Annotated in this window: 14 protein-coding genes and 1 tRNA gene; 11 read left to right on the top strand and 4 right to left on the bottom strand. The window is 45.5% G+C overall.

Annotated features, from left to right (window positions below; genetic code table 11):
* The first annotated feature begins 78 nt into the window (after window positions 1–78).
* Genes QEP07_RS11215 through QEP07_RS11225 form a run of 3 tightly spaced genes read left to right on the top strand, consistent with a single transcriptional unit; the run spans window position 79 to window position 3,134 of the window.
* On the top strand, window positions 79–1,227 hold the full coding sequence (locus QEP07_RS11215) for a DNA polymerase III subunit (protein ID WP_285010183.1): 1,149 nt from the start codon (window positions 79–81) through the stop codon (window positions 1,225–1,227).
* Window position 1,228: 1 nt separating this feature from the next.
* Window positions 1,229–2,668 (top strand): PSP1 domain-containing protein, encoded by a 1,440-nt coding sequence (locus tag QEP07_RS11220; RefSeq protein WP_285010185.1) that lies wholly within the window; start codon window positions 1,229–1,231, stop codon window positions 2,666–2,668.
* Window positions 2,661–3,134: a gliding motility lipoprotein GldH gene (locus QEP07_RS11225; protein ID WP_285010187.1), complete on the top strand. Its 474-nt coding sequence runs from the start codon at window positions 2,661–2,663 to the stop codon at window positions 3,132–3,134. Before QEP07_RS11220 ends, QEP07_RS11225 begins: the two co-directional genes overlap by 8 nt.
* Here QEP07_RS11225 and QEP07_RS11230 read toward each other — a convergent pair.
* Complete coding sequence (locus QEP07_RS11230; RefSeq protein ID WP_285010188.1) at window positions 3,117–4,418, bottom strand: UDP-N-acetylmuramoyl-tripeptide--D-alanyl-D-alanine ligase; 1,302 nt, start codon at window positions 4,416–4,418, stop codon at window positions 3,117–3,119. The two genes, QEP07_RS11225 and QEP07_RS11230, sit on opposite strands and share 18 nt — an antisense overlap.
* Before the next feature lie 81 nt (window positions 4,419–4,499).
* Here QEP07_RS11230 and QEP07_RS11235 point away from each other — a divergent pair, with 81 nt between their 5' ends.
* From QEP07_RS11235 to QEP07_RS11245, 3 genes are all read left to right on the top strand, one after another.
* The gene (locus tag QEP07_RS11235) at window positions 4,500–6,941 is read left to right on the top strand and encodes a M14 metallopeptidase family protein (RefSeq protein WP_285010189.1); all 2,442 of its coding nucleotides are present in this window, start codon (window positions 4,500–4,502) and stop codon (window positions 6,939–6,941) included.
* Window positions 6,942–7,230: 289 nt separating this feature from the next.
* Window positions 7,231–10,374, top strand: coding sequence for a SusC/RagA family TonB-linked outer membrane protein (locus QEP07_RS11240; protein ID WP_285010191.1), 3,144 nt, complete (start codon window positions 7,231–7,233; stop codon window positions 10,372–10,374).
* Between the two features lie 12 nt (window positions 10,375–10,386).
* Window positions 10,387–11,832, top strand: a complete 1,446-nt coding sequence (locus QEP07_RS11245; RefSeq protein WP_285010192.1) for a SusD/RagB family nutrient-binding outer membrane lipoprotein — start codon at window positions 10,387–10,389, stop codon at window positions 11,830–11,832.
* A gap of 482 nt (window positions 11,833–12,314) precedes the next feature.
* Here the strand turns inward: QEP07_RS11245 and QEP07_RS11250 are convergent, their stop codons facing one another.
* Complete coding sequence (locus tag QEP07_RS11250) at window positions 12,315–13,157, bottom strand: S66 peptidase family protein (protein WP_285010194.1); 843 nt, start codon at window positions 13,155–13,157, stop codon at window positions 12,315–12,317.
* Between the two features lie 41 nt (window positions 13,158–13,198).
* Here QEP07_RS11250 and metG point away from each other — a divergent pair, with 41 nt between their 5' ends.
* Both metG and QEP07_RS11260 read left to right on the top strand, forming a co-directional pair.
* Window positions 13,199–15,313 (top strand): methionine--tRNA ligase, encoded by a 2,115-nt coding sequence (gene metG, locus QEP07_RS11255; RefSeq protein ID WP_285010195.1) that lies wholly within the window; start codon window positions 13,199–13,201, stop codon window positions 15,311–15,313.
* A 61-nt stretch (window positions 15,314–15,374) separates the two neighbouring features.
* A tRNA-Arg gene (locus QEP07_RS11260) sits at window positions 15,375–15,446 on the top strand.
* 65 nt (window positions 15,447–15,511) lie between these two features.
* Here QEP07_RS11260 and QEP07_RS11265 read toward each other — a convergent pair.
* Window positions 15,512–16,264 (bottom strand): phosphatase PAP2 family protein, encoded by a 753-nt coding sequence (locus QEP07_RS11265; protein WP_285010197.1) that lies wholly within the window; start codon window positions 16,262–16,264, stop codon window positions 15,512–15,514.
* Between the two features lie 246 nt (window positions 16,265–16,510).
* On the opposite strand from QEP07_RS11265, the gene QEP07_RS11270 reads away from it, so the two are divergent.
* From QEP07_RS11270 to QEP07_RS11280, 3 genes are read left to right on the top strand one after another with little or no spacing between them, the layout of a single operon-like run.
* Complete coding sequence (locus QEP07_RS11270) at window positions 16,511–17,557, top strand: sensor histidine kinase (protein ID WP_285010198.1); 1,047 nt, start codon at window positions 16,511–16,513, stop codon at window positions 17,555–17,557.
* A gap of 1 nt (window position 17,558) precedes the next feature.
* Window positions 17,559–17,741 (top strand): LytR/AlgR family response regulator transcription factor, encoded by a 183-nt coding sequence (locus QEP07_RS11275; RefSeq protein WP_285010200.1) that lies wholly within the window; start codon window positions 17,559–17,561, stop codon window positions 17,739–17,741.
* Between the two features lie 36 nt (window positions 17,742–17,777).
* Window positions 17,778–18,281 carry a LytR/AlgR family response regulator transcription factor gene (locus QEP07_RS11280; RefSeq protein WP_285010202.1) on the top strand — a complete coding sequence of 168 codons (504 nt, stop codon included), beginning with the start codon at window positions 17,778–17,780 and terminating at the stop codon, window positions 18,279–18,281.
* A gap of 64 nt (window positions 18,282–18,345) precedes the next feature.
* Here QEP07_RS11280 and QEP07_RS11285 read toward each other — a convergent pair whose 3' ends face one another.
* Window positions 18,346–20,049: a hypothetical protein gene (locus QEP07_RS11285; protein ID WP_285010203.1), complete on the bottom strand. Its 1,704-nt coding sequence runs from the start codon at window positions 20,047–20,049 to the stop codon at window positions 18,346–18,348.
* Window positions 20,050–20,186 lie beyond the last annotated feature (137 nt).

The following is a 20,186-nucleotide window of genomic DNA, read 5'->3' on the forward strand; positions in this document are numbered from 1 at the left end:
ACCACGTTCGGATATTGTTGTTGCTCGGGCAGTATCCCCGAGTTCATTCTCTACGTTATTTTTACTATTTTGCATGCCATGCAGTTCAGGAAAATCATTGGTCAGGACGCTGTGAAGGCGCAGTTGATCCAGTCGGTAAACGACAACCGGGTAAGTCATGCCCAGCTGTTTTTGTCGTGCGATGGTAGCGGGGCGTTTCCTCTGGCCATAGCCTATGCACAGTATCTTAACTGTGGCGACCGGCAGGAGGGTGATAGCTGTGGCAATTGTGCTTCATGCCGAAAGTATGAGCGGTACATCCATCCGGATCTGCATTTCTCTTACCCCTTCTTTGCTTCCAAAGATATACGAACGGCGGTAGATGTGCTCGAAGAATGGAGAAATATGCTGCAGGAAGATATCTATTTCGATATGGATACCTGGCGCTCCAGGCTGAACGCGGAAAACAAGCAGGCCAATATTAATATCGCCGAGTGCCACGATATCATCAAAAAGTTGAGCTACAAAGCCTTTGAGGCGCCTACTAAGGTGCTTATTATGTGGCTGCCCGAGTATCTCGATAAAGAAGGAAACAGTCTCCTTAAGATCATTGAAGAGCCGCCGCAGAACACGTTATTTATATTGGTAGCGCATAATCAGGACCAAATCCTACCCACTTTGCTGTCTCGTACGCAAATTGTTAAAATACCTAAACTGGATGATGAGGTTATTGAGGAAAACCTGCTGGAAAGCTTTGGACTGTCCGAAAACCAGGCGCGGGAGTACAGTTTTCTGGCAGACGGAAATCTGATTGAGGCGAAGCGGCTGATAGTGAATACGCACAATGAGAATGCCGACCTGTTTTCCGGTTGGTTGAGGATGGGCTATGGCAACAGGGTGGCAGACCTGATCGGCTTTGTGGATCAGATCGCGGGCTGGGGCCGGGAAAATCAAAAGAACTTTCTGAAATATGGCATCAGCTTTATGCGGGAGTGCAGTCTGCTGCTCAGCGGTGCAGAAGACCTGGTTAAACTGCCCGCGAATGCATTAGATACCGCAAAGAAACTGTCGGCCAACGTGCTTAGTCTGGCCATGGCCGAAGCGGTGGTAGAGGAGCTCGAGAAAGCGCACTATCATGTGGAGCGAAATGCGAATCCTAAAATTCTGTTTTTAGATGTATCTTTACAGCTGGTTAAAATAATCAAATTTAAAACGTTCCCTTCGGGGACTCAACATATATACAACTGATATGGGATGTGGAAGTTGCTCTACAGGAGGTGGTTGCGCACCCGCGGGCTGCAAAAGTAATGGCTCTTGCCTTACAAATGGCTGCGGTAAAATGGATGTTTACGACTGGCTGTCCAACCTGGATATGCCAACCAATTATAAGCCTTTCCCCATTATAGAGGTTAAATTTAAAGGGGCCAGGAAAGAGTTTTTTGTGAATGCAGAGAACATTTATCTGGAAATAGGTGAGCTGGTAGCCGTTGAAGGGGCTACCGGGGGTTATGATATCGGGCACGTTTCTCTTACAGGCGAACTGGTACGCATGCAGATGAAACGGCGTAAAACGCATGCTGATCAGGTAACCCGCAAGGTGTACCGTAAGGCTACGGAAGCCGATGTGCAAAAATGGAAGATCGCAAAGGATCTAGAATGGGAAACCATGCATAAGGCCCGGACGCTTGCGCTCGATCTCCGCTTATCGATGAAAATCAGTGATGTGGATTATCAGGGCGATAAGACCAAGGCGACTTTCTTTTATACAGCCGAGGGACGTGTAGATTTCAGGGAACTGATCAAGAAGATGGCGGAGACCTTTAGGGTGCGTATAGAGATGCGTCAGATCGGTATGCGCCAGGAGGCCGGGCGACTTGGCGGTATAGGCTCATGCGGACGGGAATTGTGCTGTTCTACCTGGCTTACCAATTTTAAAACGGTATCTACCGCTGCTGCGCGGTATCAGAACCTTTCACTTAACACGCTTAAATTGGCCGGACAGTGCGGCAAGCTGAAATGCTGCCTCAATTACGAACTGGACACCTATCTGGATGCATTGAAAGATATTCCCGACCGTGTGGACAGTCTGCATACCGAAATTGGTGTGGCCCGTCACCAGAAGACGGATATTTTCAAAAAGGTGATGTGGTTCAGTTACCCGAACACGGAGGACTGGATTCCGCTTAAGGTTGATCGCGTGAAGGAAATCATGGCGATGAACAAGCGTGGTCAGAAGCCGGTTAATCTGAAGGAGGAAGCCATAAACCTTGCTCCGGTCGTCGTTGCCGAGAAAACACACGATTACGAAAATGTGGTGGGGCAGGATAGCCTGACCCGCTTGGACGATAAATCGAGAGGACGCGGGAACAAAAACAAGAATAAGCAGGGCGGCGACAGGAACAACCGGCAAGATAGAAATCAACGTCAGCAGAAGCCTTCACAAGCAAAACAGGGCGGTGGTGCTGGGCAGACAAAGCAAGCCGGACAAGGCCAGCCCGCTGCGCAAGCGAAGCAGGCACAACAGCCGAAGCCACAAGGACAGCCACAGGCCAAACCAGCACAGCCAAAGCCACAGGCACAGGCCGTAACGGGAGTTGAAGGAGGCGAAGGACAACCGGCGGCAAACAGGAATCGTAACCGTAACCGCAACCGGAGAAATAAACAAAAGGACAAGCCTAAAGATGAGTAGACCAGGGCTTCTTGTTGTTGCAGCCCTTCTTTGCCTGTTTTTTTATGGCTGCGAACCCGGCACAATTGCAGATACCAATGTGTCGGTACCCGCTCGCAACTGGACCTATGTAAATAAGGCACGTACGGTGGTCGACATCCAGGACATCAGCAAGGCCTATAATATTTATTTCAAGCTCCGTCATACTTCCGATTACAGGTATTCAAACATCTTTATACTGATGCATATGGGTGGTGCTGGAATTAAAAAGCATACACGCCGGTACGAATACCGCCTGGCCGAGCCCGATGGCAGATGGCTGGGTTCCGGATCTGGAAATCTGTATACCTATACTTTTCCCTTGCTTACTAACTACTGGTTTACCAAGCCTGGTAAATATGCCATTGAGATTGAGCAAAACATGCGCGACAATCCTCTGAAGGAAATCAGCGATGTTGGGATTAAAGTATCACAGCAGGGGCAGTAACTGCTCCAGAGCCATTCCGCGCGATCCTTTTAGTAACACGAGGCTGTTTCGGACCGGGTGCTCCTGGAAATAATCTAATGCCTCGGCCGGGGTAGCGAAATACCTGCCGGGCTGCTTGTCGCGCAGCCGGCTAAATGCCTCGCCTACAAAATAAAGCTCGTCGGCGCCCACAGCGGCAGCTTCACCGGCAATGTTAGCATGCTGAGTTTCCGATTCATCACCCAATTCAAACATATCGCCAATAATAATCACCTTGCGGTTGGCGGTCAATCGGCCTAGGTTGCCCAGGGCGGCCGACATGCTGCTGGGGTTGGCATTATAAAAATCGCATATGACTTTATTGTAAGACGTTTCGGTCAACTGTGAACGGTTATTGTTGGGGTGATAGCCCGCCAGTCCCTCAGCTATCTGGCCCGCACTTACACCAAAATAACTGGCAATGCAGATGGCAGCGAGAATGTTCTCAAAATTGTATGCTCCGGTTAAATTCACGCTGGCGTTGTAGGTGCCGGTGGTGTCAGACCAAGAGAGGCTGATCAGCGGATCGGCCGTAAGCAATTCGCCCCATACATCGTTTCCCGGATCTTTGCCGTAACTGATGATCTGCTGCAGACCGGCGATGCGGCCCATTTCCTGCAGGTGGGCATTGTCCTGGTTAACGAAAGCTTCCCTGCCGTGGTTTGCCAGGTAGGTGTACAACTCACCTTTACCTTTTTTAACGCCCTCGAATCCGCCAAAGCCTTCCAGATGGGCCATGCCCACATTGGTGATCATGCCGTGGGTCGGGTCGGCAATACCGCAAAGAAATTCAATCTCCTTCTGGTGGTTGGCGCCCATCTCAATGACGGCGATTTCCGTGCCGCTTGGTATAGACAGGATGGAAAGCGGCACGCCTATATGGTTGTTCAGGTTGCCCTGGGTAGCGAAAGTGCGGTATTTAGGCAACAAAGCAGCATTGATAAGTTCTTTTGTGGTCGTCTTACCATTCGTGCCGGTCAGCCCCACAACAGGTATATTGAGCTTGCTGCGATGATGCCGGGCCAGGTCCTGCAAAGCGCTGAGCACGTCGGGTACCAAAATGCAGCGATCGCTCGTTTTGTATTTGATATTGTCGACTACCGCATAGGCAGCTCCCATCGTTAAGGCTTGTTCTGCAAAGGTGTTCGCGTCAAATTTATCTCCCCTGAGGGCGAAAAATAAACAGCCAGGCGTTATCCTGCGGGTATCGGTACAGATCAGTGGGTTTTTCAGATAGTGTTGGTAAAGCAATTCGGTGCCGGTCATAACAGATAGTTAATGCGCGATAAAAATACACGATGAACAATAAACAAAAAATTTATCTTTAGTAATTGTACAACAAATTTTATGGCCAAAAGTATTCTGCTTTTTTTTGCGTCCCTCCTCCTGGGCAGCGGTGTACTTGTAGCCCAGGTAAGAACGCCCGACGACTACCTGGGTTATGAGTTGGGAAGCAGATTTACAAGTCACGACCAACTGATCGCTTATTTCAAACACGTAGTGGCGGCCGATAAAGAGCATATAAAGTTAATCAGCTACGGCACCTCCTATGAAGGGCGCGAACTGATCGCTGTGATAATATCCTCCACGGAAAATATGAGCAGGCTCGAAGAGATCAGGCAGCAGAACCTTCGTCTAAGTAAAGGAAGTTTTGCAGGTAAAGCCTTGAAGGGACAACCAGCCATTATGTGGATGAGTTATAATGTTCACGGTAACGAAGCTAGCACGTCAGAAACGGCTGCAAAAACCCTGTACGCGCTCACCGGGGGCAGGACGAATGTGGTTGAGCGCTGGTTGAGCAACACAGTGGTCATCATAGATCCCTGTCTGAACCCCGACGGCCGGACACGCTACCTGAACTATTTTAATGAAGTGAGCGGTGCTGCGCCTAACCTTAGTCCGCTGGCCAGAGAGCATAACGAACCCTGGCCGGGCGGTAGGAGCAATCACTATTACTTCGACCTGAACCGGGACTGGGCCTGGCAAACGCAGCAGGAGACGCGTCACCGCCTTAAGCTATACAGGCAGTGGATGCCTCAGGTGATGGTCGACTTCCATGAACAGAATTATAATGAACCCTACTATTTCGCCCCGGCCGCGGAGCCTATTCATGTCGATGTAACGCCATGGCAGCGGGAGTTCCAAACCATTGCTGGAAAGAACAATGCAAAATATTTTGATGAGTATGGCTGGCAGTATTTCACCAAGGAACGTTTCGACCTGCTCTATCCTTCGTATGGCGATACCTATGCCTTATATAATGGCGGCGTGGGCATGACCTACGAACAGGGAGGTATAGATGCCGGTCTTGCCGTAATCACCCTGCAGGGGGATACCCTTACCTTAAAAGATCGCATCGCACATCACTACACCACCGGACTGGCTACGCTGGAAACCGTTTCGCGGCATGCCGACAAACTGGTCCAGGAATTTAAAAGCTATTTTGAGAAGGCCTTGATCGCTCCCCCGGGGATGTATAAGACATACGTAGTGCGTGGGGTAAATGGGGGCAGACTCCAAAAACTGGCCGAACTGCTCGACCGGAACGGGATAAGCTATGCATATGGTCAGAACACTGCATTGAGGGGGCTGAACTATGAAACCGGAAAAACAGAGCAGTTCCAGCCGGGGCGGAACGATCTTATTGTGAACCTGCACCAGCCTGCAGCTATGCTGGCGAACGTGCTGTTTGAGCCGCGCACAGAAGTGCGCGACTCCAACACGTACGACATAACGGCCTGGTCGCTCCCTTATGTTTATGGCTTACCAGCATATGCAGTAAAGGAGTCTGTGAAAGGACTCTATCCATCCCCGGATACAGCAACGCAGAAAACAGTCGAGCCGCCCGCCGTACGGTCGTACGCCTGGGTGGTCGAATGGAATTCGCTTACACATGCCCGGCTACTGATGGATTTACAGGCCGCGGGAATTAAAGTGCGCGTAGCTGAAGAGCCGTTCACCATTGCCGGGAAGCAGTTTGCCGTAGGTGCCTTGCTGGTATACCGGGCGGAGAATGAAAAGAACATCCCTGGTTTGGTCGCGAAGATTGAAGCTTTGCAGCGTAAGCATACCATTGTGTTGCAGCCTATAGCGAGCGGTTACGCCGAAAAAGGAAAGGACTTGGGTTCGTCTGCCTACCCGGTTCTAAGAGCCCCTAAAATTGCCTTGTTGGCTGGCTCAGGTAGCACAGCCCAAAACGTGGGGGAGATCTGGCATTTTCTGGAGCGTGAGCTTAGCTGTCATATTGCCACTGTGAATATCGAGTCGCTCGACCTGATTGACATACGGAATTTTAACGTATTGATTGTTCCAGATGGCCTATACGACGCAGGAATAAGCGAACATTTGCAGGACTGGATTAAGGCGGGGGGTAAATTGATTTTGATAGACCGCGCAGCGGATGCGGTTGCAGATTGGAAGCCCTTTCAGATCCGCATACGTGAAGCAGGTAAAGAGAATAGTTTGCCTGGGGCAATTTTCAAGCTTCAGATGGATGCTGCCCACCCGCTTTCAGCGGGAATTGAAAAATGTTATTTCACGCTCAAAACGGATGACAAAGTTTACGAAGCTCTTGAAAAAGGAAAAAACGTGGGGTCATTTCATCCAGGAAGTTACGTGTCCGGTATAGCCAGTAAAGCAGCCCGCCAAAAGCTAGATAGCGGAATGCTGTTTGGTGTAGAAAAGATCGGCTCGGGAACGGTTATATATCTAGGAAACAATATTTTATTTCGTTCTTTCTGGGAATCCGGCAAACAAATCTTCGCCAACGCTGTTTTTCTAGTTAATTAGCAGCAACAGGGCTGTATTAGAAAGAAAGGAGGGCAAATTCCTTAAAACGTTAAAATTTGTTAATCATTCTGTTTGTTCGACGAGAGAAATTCCCAAACAGAACAAAATTCTTTTGATTCAAATTGAATAAAATAAAATTTTACCTGCGCATTTGTTAGTCGGTTTTTTGGATTCCTGTAGTCTGTCATTGCTTTGTCATTAAAAGCTGCTTTGCGATGAAATAACTATGCATGCATACTAAAATCCCTATATTTAGCGCAATTATTAACTAACCTAAATTTTTAATTTTATGAAAAAACTTCTACAAAGTTTGTTCATAATCTTGTGCATGGCATCCACGGCTATGGCGCAAGACCGAACAATTACTGGTACAGTTACCGGACAAGACGATGGTCTTCCGCTTCCGGGCGTTTCTATTTTAGTAAAGGGTACAAAAGTTGGTACTCAGACGAGTTCTGAAGGCCGTTACGCGGTTACAGTTCCGGCAGGCTCTACAGAACTTGTTTTCTCTTATCTCGGTTATGTATCGCAAACTGTCACACTACCTTCAGGCAATGTTGTCGATGTTGCTCTGGCATCAGATTCACAAGCTCTCTCAGAAGTGGTTGTTACTGCACTGGGAATATCGAGGGAATCAAAGTCGCTTGGCTATAGCGCTTCGGTAATCAAAAGCGAACAGCTCACTGAAGCACGTTCAACAAACGTATTGAATTCTCTTGCCGGAAAGGCTCCCGGGGTGCGGATCAATTCAACCTCCGGAACGCTTGGAGGTTCAGCAAAGATTGTCATCCGTGGAGTCAATTCGTTGGGAGTAAATAATCCTCTTTTTGTCATTGATGGCGTACCTGTTACTGACGGGACATCTACTGGAGGTACCACGGCCAATAATGTTGACTATGGAAACCGTATCGGTGACTTAAGTTCCGACGACATAGAATCTATGACCGTGCTGAAGGGAGCTGCTGCTACCGCGCTTTATGGTTCTAGAGCTAAAGACGGTGCTATTATTATCACTACAAAGAGAGGTGCAAAGGGGTCTAAGACATCGGTTAGTGTTAATTCATCTGTACGTTTTGAAAGTCCTTTGATATTGCCGGATTTTCAGAACGAATATGCACAGGGCATTTATGATGAGACCGAGGACGCGTACATCTATGACTTGAGATACTCTAACGGTTGGGGACCAAAAATTTCTGATGTTCAAGGCCAGCAGTTTACGGATTTTCTTGGCCGGCAGGTTACACTTAAGGCATATCCTAATAATGTTAAAGATTTCTTTAACACCGGAGCCTCTTACATAAACAACGTGGCTTTCGCTGGCGGAGGCGACAACTCAGACTACAGGCTGAGTTTCACTGCTGTGAACGAAAAAGGAATTATCCCTGAATCCAAACTTGGGAAATATAACTTTTCTGTAAATGCGGGACGCGAATTCAGTGAAAAGTTCTCCTCAAGATTTGTTGCAAGCTATAACCGCATCAACGCAGACGGAAGACCTTCTCAGAGTTCCAACAATACAAACATCATTACATCCGCTATTTATTCGTTACCGAGGGTAGTTGATATTAATGACGTAAGAAATAATGTGATTGATGAAACCGGAAAACAAATTTTCCTTACGACGGACAGAACAGGAAACAACCCTTACTGGATTATGCAGTATAACAGAAACTCGAATAAGGTGGATCGTTTTCTGGGGTCTTACACGTTGGATTATAAACCGCTCGACTGGATAACGATCACCAATACTTTAGGTGGAGATATTTATACAGAAAAAAGATCTAGTGTTACCCGGAAAGGAACTGCTGGTACAACGAACGGTGCGTTTACAAATACTGACATTTTCCAGCGTCAGATCAACAATGACTTGTTAGTTACCTTGCAACAAAACGACTTGGTTGAAGACTTCGACTTTCAATTGGTTGTTGGTGGTAACATCAACGAGCGGTCGTCCGAAAGCACAGTAGTTGACGCGAGGGACCTTACTATTGATCAGTTGTATAACTATTCGAACGCCGTTCGTACAGTGCCAACATTAGCTTACAGCAAAAGACGACTTTTGGGCGCTTTTGCAGCATTCAGTGCCAGTTATAAGGACTTCCTTTATCTCGATGTTACCGGAAGGAATGACTGGGCTTCTACACTACCTATAAATAATCGTTCATATTTCTACCCTTCGGTAAGCGGAAGTTTCTTATTCTCCGAATTGCTCAAAGATAAGAATATGGATTGGCTGAGTTATGGAAAGTTGCGGGCTAGCTGGGCAAGTGTCGGAAGTGACTTGCAGCCATATAATTTGGATTTCCAATATAATCCGGTAACAAGTGTATTCATGCAGTATGTAAGTTCTTCAGCGCCTATTTTCCCGATCGGAGGTGTAACTACCGCATTCACCGGCCCACGGATTTTGCCTAACGCTGATCTGGTTCCTGAAAAGCAGAACTCTTACGAGTTGGGTGCAGATGTTCGCTTTCTGGCAAATCGTATCGGCTTGGATTTCACCTATTACAATACAAGAACTACCAATCAGTTGATCCCGATTGACGTTGCTATCTCGACAGGTTATTTCTCTAAATATGTTAATGTTGGCGCCATTAGAAACAAGGGTGTCGAAATAGGATTAAACCTGGTCCCGGTTAGGGGTTCTGATTTCGAATGGAACGTTACCGGTAATTTCTCAAAGAACGTTCAGCGTGTGGAGGAACTTGCAGAAGGCCTAACTGAGTATAGCCTTGCAAGTGGTTGGAGCGGATTGCAGATAAAAGCTGCCGTTGGCGAGGGCTTCGGTTTATATGGACTCGGATGGGAAATGGATCCAAACGGTAATCATGTTATAGATGCAGAAAGTGGATTGAAGAATCCTTCGGCGACAGCGCAGCGTCTGGGGGATATTTATCCGGACTGGATGCTAGGAGTTAACAACCAGTTCCGATACAAAAACTTCACTTTGAGTGGACTTATTGATATCCGCCAGGGCGGAGTGTTCTATTCAGGTACGGTAAGTAACCTCAGAAGCGGAGGCTTGGCTATAGAGACAGGTGGAGACCGTACGCCTATCGTCGATCCGGGTGTAAATTTTGTTGATGGTGCTTATCAGCCAAATACCACTCCGGTTAAGAGTATGCAGGAATACTGGGGCAATGAAGCTGGTGGCAGCAATACAGCCGGAAGTATATTCGATGCATCGTATGTAAAATTGAGGGAGATAAGGTTTTCATACGCATTGCCTGCTAGTCTGTTTAAAACGAATTCTGTATTTAAGTCCGCCGAAATCGGTGTTGAAGGAAGAAACCTCTGGCTAATAAAAAGTCATGTGCCGCACGTTGACCCAGAGCTTAACTTCTTCGGTGCAGGATCTGTTGGTGAAGGAGTTGAATTTAACAGTATTCCTTCAACTAGATCTTTTGGTATGAACTTGAGATTCACCTTTTAATTTTGAAAAATCATGAAAATTAAAAATAAGATAATATATATGATGCTTCTGGTTTCAATTACAGCCGCGTCATGTAAGAAATATTTAGACATAAATACCAGTCCGCTTACCTCTACGGTGGTTGAGCCGAAGCTGTTGTTTGGCTACGCAATAACCGCTTGGGATGTGAACAAGAATAGTGGAGATGCATGGTTGCCAATAGGATTGATGACTCAAAACATCGCCAGTGGTGCCAATTACGGCTGGGGTAAGGATAATGTATATAACCTCAGCACTTACACACTCGGTAATACTTGGAAAGTTTTCTATAGTTCAGGAGGGAATAACCTTAAACTAGCGATTAAAGCTGCGGAAGAGGCCAGTCCAGTACAGAATAACACAGCCGCTCAATGTAAAATTGTGCTTGCGCAAATGATGTACGAGGCTACTACATTGTATGGAGATGTACCATTTTCTGAGGCGTTTCAACCTGAACAGTTTCCCTATCCAAAATATGACCAGCAGAAAGACGTGTTCGAGGGGATAATAGCGATGCTAGATCAAGCTATTGGGCAGATCGACCCTGCCAATCCGTTGAAGTTGACAGATTATGATATTTACTATGGAGGCGATATGGCAAAATGGACCCGACTGGCAAATTCTATCAAATTTAAGGTTCTTATGACGATGGTTGACAAGGATCCATCAAAGGCAACTCAGATAGGACAGTTACTTGCCGATCCTTCTTCCATGCTTAGTTCTGCAGCAGACACGTGGCAGCAAAAATATTATGCCACGACAAACAACGAAAACCCTAAGTACCGTCTTCTGAAGGAGTACACCAACGGAGAAAATCAATGGTTCTTTGCAAACAACAATGTATTTAAATACATGGAGCCAATAGACGACCCGCGTATCCCACAATTTTTTGATCCGGGTGCCGATGGTGAGTATAGAGCAGTTGAGACGGAAGCGACCGCAAATGCAAATACCTCGCTCATTAGTGCTTACTTATATAGACCGGACGCCCCTTCGGTGATTCTGTCTTATCAAGAAATACTGCTACTACAAGCAGAGGCATATGCAAGAGGGCTGGGTGTCGGACAAAATCTTGGTACTGCTCAGCAGCTCTATAGCGAAGGAGTTAGACAGTCAGCCTTGTTTTACGGTGTCAGCGCTTCTGATGCTCAAGCGTTTGTCACTGAAGACTTGCCGAATTTGACAACATCGCCTGATCCGTTAAGACAGATACATTTGCAGCAATGGGTTGATTTAATGGACCGTCCTATGGAGGCGTTTGTACAGTGGCGCCGGTCAGGTCCGGAGGGATCTGAAGTGCCGGAATTAACTTTGCCGTTGGGCGCATTTTCTGGTCCGCTGATAAGAAGATTTACTTTGTCAGAGGATGAAATTGCCGCAAACCCGAGCATTCCAAATCCACAGCCGAAGTATTTCGACAAGATGTGGTTTGACTTATAATAAGCACGCACATAAAGGGGTCATATTAATATGGCCCTTTTTTATGATCTTTGTTTTGCCTTAACAGGTCCGACGCCAGACAGGTTCTGCCCACCATTACATTGCCCGAATTATGAAGTACCCCATAGAATCCACACGAATTTTTTAAGTAGGTCGGTCGTAATCAATCATTAAGATTGACCGACTTTGCGCGATTCAATGTATAATTGGGGAGTTACTCTAAACAGGTCTTCATCGGGTATAAACTGAATGTGAACAACCTTAGTAGAGTTTCAGAGAGAATAATTATAATTGCCCCAAGTTGATAAAATTTTGACTATCTACGGGTTATAGGCCCTTTGGTTCCTATGAGTTGGTTATCGATTCTGTGTTAACTTTTACCGGCTTATCGTCTATGTGGATAGACATAATTCCATTTGTTATTGTGCTTATTTCTAACTTCTTAAGAAGAAGGGCAGTGCCAAAGTAGAGTTTGATAGGCTTTATCCCAGCCCTTTGCCCACCACTATAGCACGATTGTCGTCAATGTGGCCTGCAGGAAAATCAAAGTAGACAGGGTAGTCATACCTGTTGACCACTTGTAATATGATTTCTTGAGTTGTTTGACCAAAAGGGATTTTTTCTTGCGGCATTTCGTTGAACGCGCCGACGATGAGGCCTTTAAGCTTTTCCAGCTTTCCCGATCTGTCTAACATCCGCATCATGCGGTCCACAGCAGCAGGTCGCTCTCCAACATCCTCAATAAAAAGAATTTTATCTGTGTAGTCCATTGCAGAAACAGAGCCTTCCAACATCACTAATAGCGTAAGGTTCCCCCCGATGATTGGTCCTGATTTAGGCAGATTTGGATACCCATACTCAATCGGCTCCCCAAACAATGCGCACCTCAAAGATTCAAGGGATTCGGGCGTGGCATCATCAAAAGTATAGGGCATCGGACCGTGTATGCTTTGTATGCCATATACCGCGTACAGGTGGGACAGCAATACGGTAACGTCGCTGAAACCGACGATCCATTTAGGGTTTTCAACAAAGTGAGTAAAGTCAAGCTCATCGATAATACGAAGGCAGCCATAGCCGCCCCGTCCAGCTATAATAGCGCTTACTGAAGGGTCGTTCATGAACCGTTGAAGGTCGGCGCGGCGCAACTCGTCGGTGCCGGCAAACTGGTGATGTTCAGCGGTAACACTTTCTCCCAATACGACCTCCAGTCCCCACGACTGAAACACCTCTATGGCCTTATCAATCGGTCGGGGCAGCCTGCTGGCAGGGCACACAATGGCAATCTTATCGCCCTTTTTTAAATAGGCGGGCTGTTTAATCATGAGGTAAAACGCTTATCTTTGCCAAAATAATAAAAATAGTTTTGGATAATAGTAAAATAAAACGATATACGGTTACGGCCGCCCTTCCTTATACAAACGGCCCTGTGCATATTGGTCACCTGGCGGGGGTGTACCTTCCGGCGGATACCTATGTGCGTTACCTGCGGTCGAACAAAAGAGATGTGAAGTTCGTGTGCGGATCAGATGAGAACGGTGTTCCTATTACGCTAAAGGCCAAAAAAGAGGGCGTATCTCCCCAGGAGGTGGTCGATAAATATCACAAGATCATTGGTGATTCTTTCAAGGAGTTCGGGATTTCTTTTGATATCTATCATCGTACTTCGTCCCTGATGCATCATCAGACGGCGTCGGATTTCTTTGAGACGCTGTATGAAAAAGGCGTATTTACAGAGGAGGTAACCGAGCAGTATTATGATGAGAAGGCCCAGACTTTTCTGGCCGACCGCTACATTACGGGCACCTGCCCTAAATGTGGTAACGAAAACGCTTATGGCGACCAGTGTGAGAGCTGCGGCAGTACGTTGAACGCGACCGACCTGATCAATCCAAAGTCTACGCTTTCGGGCGAGCCTCCGGTGAGAAAGGAAACCAAGAACTGGTTTCTGCCGCTCGACCAGTACGAGGATCAATTAAGGGCTTATATAGACAGCCACAAAGAGTGGAAACCCAATGTGTTCGGTCAATGCCAGAGCTGGCTTAACGCTGGTCTGCAACCCAGGGCCATGACGCGCGACCTGGATTGGGGCATTAAGGTCCCCCTCAAAGATGCAAAGGGCAAGGTTCTGTATGTTTGGTTTGATGCACCAATCGGTTATATTTCGGCGACTAAGGAGCTGTTTGAGTACGCCCGTCTGGATGTGTGGAACCCGAAATCAGAGGAATACTATATCAACCAGAAGGAACTCGAAAAAGGTAACTGGGAAGACTACTGGAAAAGCGATGAAACCAAGCTGGTGCATTTTATCGGGAAGGACAACATCGTGTTTCACTGCATTATCTTCCCCGCCATGCTCATGGCACACGGGGGCTATACCCTGGCCGACAACGTGCCGGCCAATGAGTTCCTGAACCTGGAAGGCCAGAAGATCTCGACGTCTAAGAACTGGGCGGTATGGCTCAACGAGTATCTTGAGGAATTTAAAGATAAGCAGGACGTGCTGCGGTATGTGCTTACCGCCACCGCACCGGAAACGAAGGATAACGACTTTACCTGGAAGGACTTTCAGGCACGAAATAACAACGAGCTTGTGGCGGTGTTCGGCAATTTCGTAAACCGTGTGGTTGTGCTTACGCATAAGTATTTTGGAGGCAAGGTGCCAATGCTGATGAACGTCACACCGGAAGACCAGCAGGTTATTGATGAGCTTGCGGCATACCCGGCACGTATAAGTGCTTCGATTGAAAACTACCGTTTCCGGGAAGCGCTTGCCGAGGTGATGAATGTGGCGCGGCTGGGTAATAAATATCTGGCTGATACGGAACCTTGGAAAGTGATTAAAACCGATGAGGACCGCGTACGTACCATTTTAAATATCAGCTTGCAGATCGCTGCTTCGCTGGAGATATTGATAGAACCGTTCTTGCCTTTTACGGCCGACAAGCTGATGAAGATGTTCAATTACGGTGGGTACCTGTGGGAGGATGCTGGCAAGATGAACCTGCTGGCACGGGGTCACCAGCTCAATGAACCTGTATTGCTGTTCGAGAAAATTGAGGATGAAACCGTGCAGGCACAGATAGACAAGTTAAACCGGAGCAAGGCAGATAATGAAGCAGGCACTGCAGTCGCCACAGTAGCTCCCGCAAAGGAAAACATACAGTTTGAACAGTTTAGCGCTTTAGACATCCGGGTTGCTACTATTGTAGCAGCAGAGAAAGTAGCTAAAACTAAAAAATTGCTTAAGCTAACGCTTGATGCTGGGCTTGATGAGCGAACAGTGGTGTCTGGCATTGCCGAATACTATCAGCCAGAGGATATTATTGGTAAGCAAGTCAGCGTGGTGGTCAACCTTGCTCCCCGCGAGATCAAAGGAATTTTATCCCAGGGCATGATCCTGATGTCTGAGAATGCTGATGGATCTTTGGCTTTTGTGGCCCCTGTCGTAGCACATAAAGCAGGCAGCGTAATCCGATAGATTGCGGCTTGGGTTCAAATATTATTTTTATATTTGCGCCTGCCTGCATTTGTAGGCGTCTGGTCTCATAGTTCAACGGATAGAATAGAAGTTTCCTAAACTTTAGATGTGGGTTCGATTCCCGCTGAGACCACTCGATTACAGCGTCTGGGTTTCAGGCGCTGTTTTATTTTTCCAAATTGTTGTTATTTGCTCTCGTCAAAACCTCATAGATAGCCCCAACCCATATTCTCGCCCATTATAAAAAGGCATAGCAGTTCCGCTTAAGTTATCTCTTCTTTTAAAGAAGGTGTTCTTAATGGCGGGATGAATCCAATAAGCTATTTTGGTGCTTAAGATTCCGATTCCGGCGCCTGTGGCAACATCCGTAAGCCAATGCCTTTCGTTTGACATTCTAAATAAGCCCGTACCAGCGGCGACTACATAGCCTGTAATACCATACCACTTAGACACGTCTTTATATTCCTGATGTAAATATTCGGCGCCCATAAAAGCCGTAGCCGTATGCCCGGAAGGAAACGCCCGTGTGTCTGAGCCATCTGGTCTGGTAACTTTTGAAGTCTTTTTGATGATGTTCACCGAGCCACTCATCAAGAGATAGGCCGTGGCCAAAACAATGGTTCTATCTTTGAAACTATTTTTTCCTGGTAGGCCTAACGCATTCAGGGCATAAACAGATAAAAAAGGGCTGTATTGAGCATAATCGTCCCAGTTTACCTTCTTATCATCATGGTCTCTGAATTCATTTTTTACGCGAGTGTTGAAATCTTTTAAAGTAGGGCTGAAAAGGCCAACAACTCCATACCCGATCAGCACACCAGGTATGATAAGTGCTCTGGGTTTGAAGGAAATATTCCGCTTGTTTGTTACTGAGTCAATTAAGGAATCTTGTCCCTGGACCTGTAAGCTAGTCGCCGACAATAGAAGAAGCATGATAATTATCTTATTCATGATTTAAGTTCGTTGGTTCAATTTTCGGCTAAAGTATATTTCTGCTGAACCCGCAATTTTTATATATACAAAGTGCCTCAGTTTATAGATTAAAGCAGCTTTTGCATCTAGGAAAATAAATTGCACACGCAGACTTCACTACGCCATCCCATATTTTTCGTTTGGTATATATTTAATGCGCTTTTGTATAGTTAAAATCTGCTTCTCCCGTGTATTGCTTATTTTGCTTACGCCCAGAAATAGACTATGAATAGAATTCTACGCAGAAAGACCATGGATGCAAACTGTATACTTCAGTTGATCATTTCAGAAAAGTACCGGTTTCAGCGCCATTTGCTACTGATCGCATTTTGTATTGTGGTCTTATATTATAGCCCGCCCGACTACCAAGAACCCTTTGAAACTTACAACCGACTGGTCATTTTTTCGCAAATAATTCTGCTGGCCTATAGCAATATGTATTTTTTTGTCCCGGTGTTCCTGTTCAGGCAAAAATATCTCAGCTATGGGCTCTTTGTGCTTTCAGCGATGGTTCTATCGTTCTACATTCACGAGGCCTTTTCTTATGTTTTTAAACTAGATCTATTACCGAATGAGGACGACAGTATTAACTTTTTTACGTTCTCCTTTATGACCATGGTGCTCATTATTGCTTCGGCCTCAGTAAAATTGTTTCAGCGTTGGGTAGCTGATACTCAGGTGATTCATGGTTTAGCACTGGCGAAAACAAACGCCGAACTGGAACAGCTCAAGAATCAGATCAATCCGCACTTCCTTTTTAACATGCTTAACAATGCGAATGTATTGATTGAAGATGATCCCAGAAAAGCCTCTCAGGTTCTGATGAAATTAAGTGATTTACTCCGTTATCAGCTTTATGACAGTTCAAGGGAGGAAGTGTTGCTAACTTCAGAAATTCGTTTCCTGGAAGATTTTTTAAACCTGGAGAAGGTTAGGCGGGATAATTTCAAATTTCTCATCTCCAAGGAAGGTGAATTGAGCGGTGTGCAGGTTCCTCCGTTATTGTTCATTTCATTTGTTGAAAATGCGGTAAAGCATAATAATGATTCGATAAAATCATCCTACGTAAATTTGTTTTTTGATGTGCGTCCTGCTGAGCTTTTTTTCAGGTGTATAAACTCGAAGCCAGCTATTAAAGCGGTGAATAAATCGGGCGGGTTAGGCCTGTCAAACATTAAACGACGACTAGAGCTTTTATTTCCCGCTTCTCATGACTTGAATATCAAAGACGATCCGGAAGCGTATTGCGTTACCTTAACCATAAAATTATAGCATGAACTGCATCATAGTAGACGATGAGCCACTAGCAAGAAAAGCGATCCAAAAGTTGGTTTATCAGACGGATAATTTAGAATGTATAGCTTCATTTAACGGGACTGATGCTACAAGGGAATTTCTGTCAAAAAATGCCGTCGATCTGATATTTCTAGACATTCAAATGCCAGGAGTGAACTGAATTGAATTTGCCAGAACTATTGCTAAAACGACCTTAGTGGTGTTCACAACCGCTTTTCATGAATTTGCCTCTGAGAGCTATGAAGTTGATGCTATCGACTATCTAATCAAGCCAGTGAAATTGGAACGCTTTCAAAAAGCGGTTGAAAAGGCGCAAACCTATTCCAAATTATTCCGTACGGATCAAGCCAGCAGCAATATTGAAAACGTCACCGACGATTATATTTTTGTGAGGGCAGACCGCAGGATGTTTAAAGTGTATTTTAATGATATACTTTACATCGAAGGATTGAAGGACTATGTGATTATTTACCTGGAGAATCAGAAGGTAATTACTTTGATGAACATTAGGACCATTCATGAATTGCTTCCTAAAAAGCTTTTTGTAAGGGTAAGCAAATCTTACGTTATCAATGTTCACAAAATGGATTCGGTAGACAACAATACCGTATACATCGGAAAGAATGAAATTCCGATCGGCAATATTTACAGGGATTTCTTTTTCAGTGAATTTGTAACCAGGAAAGTTTTAAATAGATAAGCAATTGGTGCGTATTTAACGCACTTAAAAAAATAAGCCCGATTTTTTTATCAAGGTGCAGATGCTATTTTTTTTCGTAGCGTAAGGATGCAAGCGTGCCCTGATAATGTACAAAACTTTTGAGGGGTATTCTTAGACCTTCGTCATGGAATCCTTGGTTATAGGTTCTGAACTGGTTAAACCCTGGATGCCAGAATCCAGCCTCTCCAAAATAATACTTGGCCCCTCTTTTTTGTATGGTCCAAGTCGATTGAAATTCTGACCCACTACTTGTATAATACGTGGCTTTCCCATCTTCGTGCACAACCATGTCGTAACTCGTATTATCCTCCAGATTGGTGACCGTCCAGTTTCCAAGTACCAGTTTAGCATAAATATGGGTTGAGTCAATCTGATATTTAACCGTTGTAGTGATGGTTTTCCTGATCTGCTTATTACTGAAGTTTGGATTACTGTAAGTTATATCAAAACTTACCCGCTCGTCGGATGTACCGGATACTGTGGGGGTAATCTGAAAATTGCCGTCGGCCGATTTTGAGAAATCAATATTGACCTTAGGATTAGTAACATTGGAAATGCTTAAGTATGCGCCGCTAATCTGTCGAGTTAATATATTGGCATTCGTTTTAAGCGATGCAAGAAGGACACTGGGCTTAAAGCGATCTGGCACCTTGTTTAAAATATTGGTTACCTCAGATCTTAATTCAATCACGCTTGTCAGAAAAGCCCTTAATGCCCCGCTGATCTCATTCCCGGATTGGTCTGAGGAGATAAGGCTTCTGAAACGCCCCTGTATGGAAATAACACGCTGCTCTCCATGCGGATACTCCTGTTCGGTCTCAGCAAGTAAATTGTCGTACGGTGCAAATGAGGTGTTGAGCAATGTTCGCATGTCAGCCAGATTAACGCTGAGCGAAGCCATTACTTCCGTTGCTAAATATCCCAAAGCAATTCCGGTGCCTATTGTACCTATGACCGGTATAGCGCTTGTAACGGGAACGAGCATTATTGTGGCGGCCAGCTTCGCTATGTTGTTTCTTAAAATCCGCGAAGAATTTAACCACTGTGTTAATGCATAGTTCTGTTCGGTTTCATAATCATATAGGTCAACGTCTGAGGTCGTAACCATCTTGGGTTGTATATCCAAAGGGTTTTTCGAAATGCTTTGAGTGACTTTTGCCAACTGGTCAATCCATTGATAATTGCTGGCCATGGTTCGGGCAAAAGCCAGTTTCTCTTCTGGGCTCAGCTTATTGTAAGCAGCCTCGTATTCATCAAACAGGGTCTTAAATCTTTGTCTGTCGGCCGCCAGTGCGGCTTTATCTTCGTCACTTGTGGCATTGTTTTGAGTGCTTTGTTCAAAACTGTTTAAAATGTTGTTAAAACCTGTTAAATATTTTTCATGGTATTCTTCTGCCGTCTTTATAGACGGCGCATGACTAATGCTAATAGAGAGTTCAAAAGGACGATCGGCCACAAATCCCACATTGTATTCTCCTGCCGGAAGATCCGGCACGATAAAATGTGCAAAATTGTCTATGATAACTATTTTTACCAATTTTCCATTAATTGTCGAGCTAACTTCTTTTTGTTGAATGGAAACTTCCTGCAAAGCGATCTGTACAACCTCGTAAGGATAGTAACTGTTTGTACTAGCCTCCAGCTGAATTGTTTCTGGTTCTTCACTCTTATTCTTTTTGCAACCGGTAATGCTAAGCACGAAAAGAGCGGCAAGAGCGAAAACTTTAGAGGGTAAGTGTTTAATCATGAGGTTTTTTAGAATTGACAGTAAAAATTTTGGTTAAAAATACAATAAAGTATGAAATGGCACAAAAAGGGTGTTTTTTCGCTATCTATCTATATAGCTGGGCGGTAATAATGAGTTAGCCGTAATCGTAAGCCTAC

It is taken from the genome of Pedobacter faecalis (genome assembly GCF_030182585.1).
GTDB classification, from domain to species: domain Bacteria; phylum Bacteroidota; class Bacteroidia; order Sphingobacteriales; family Sphingobacteriaceae; genus Pedobacter; species Pedobacter faecalis.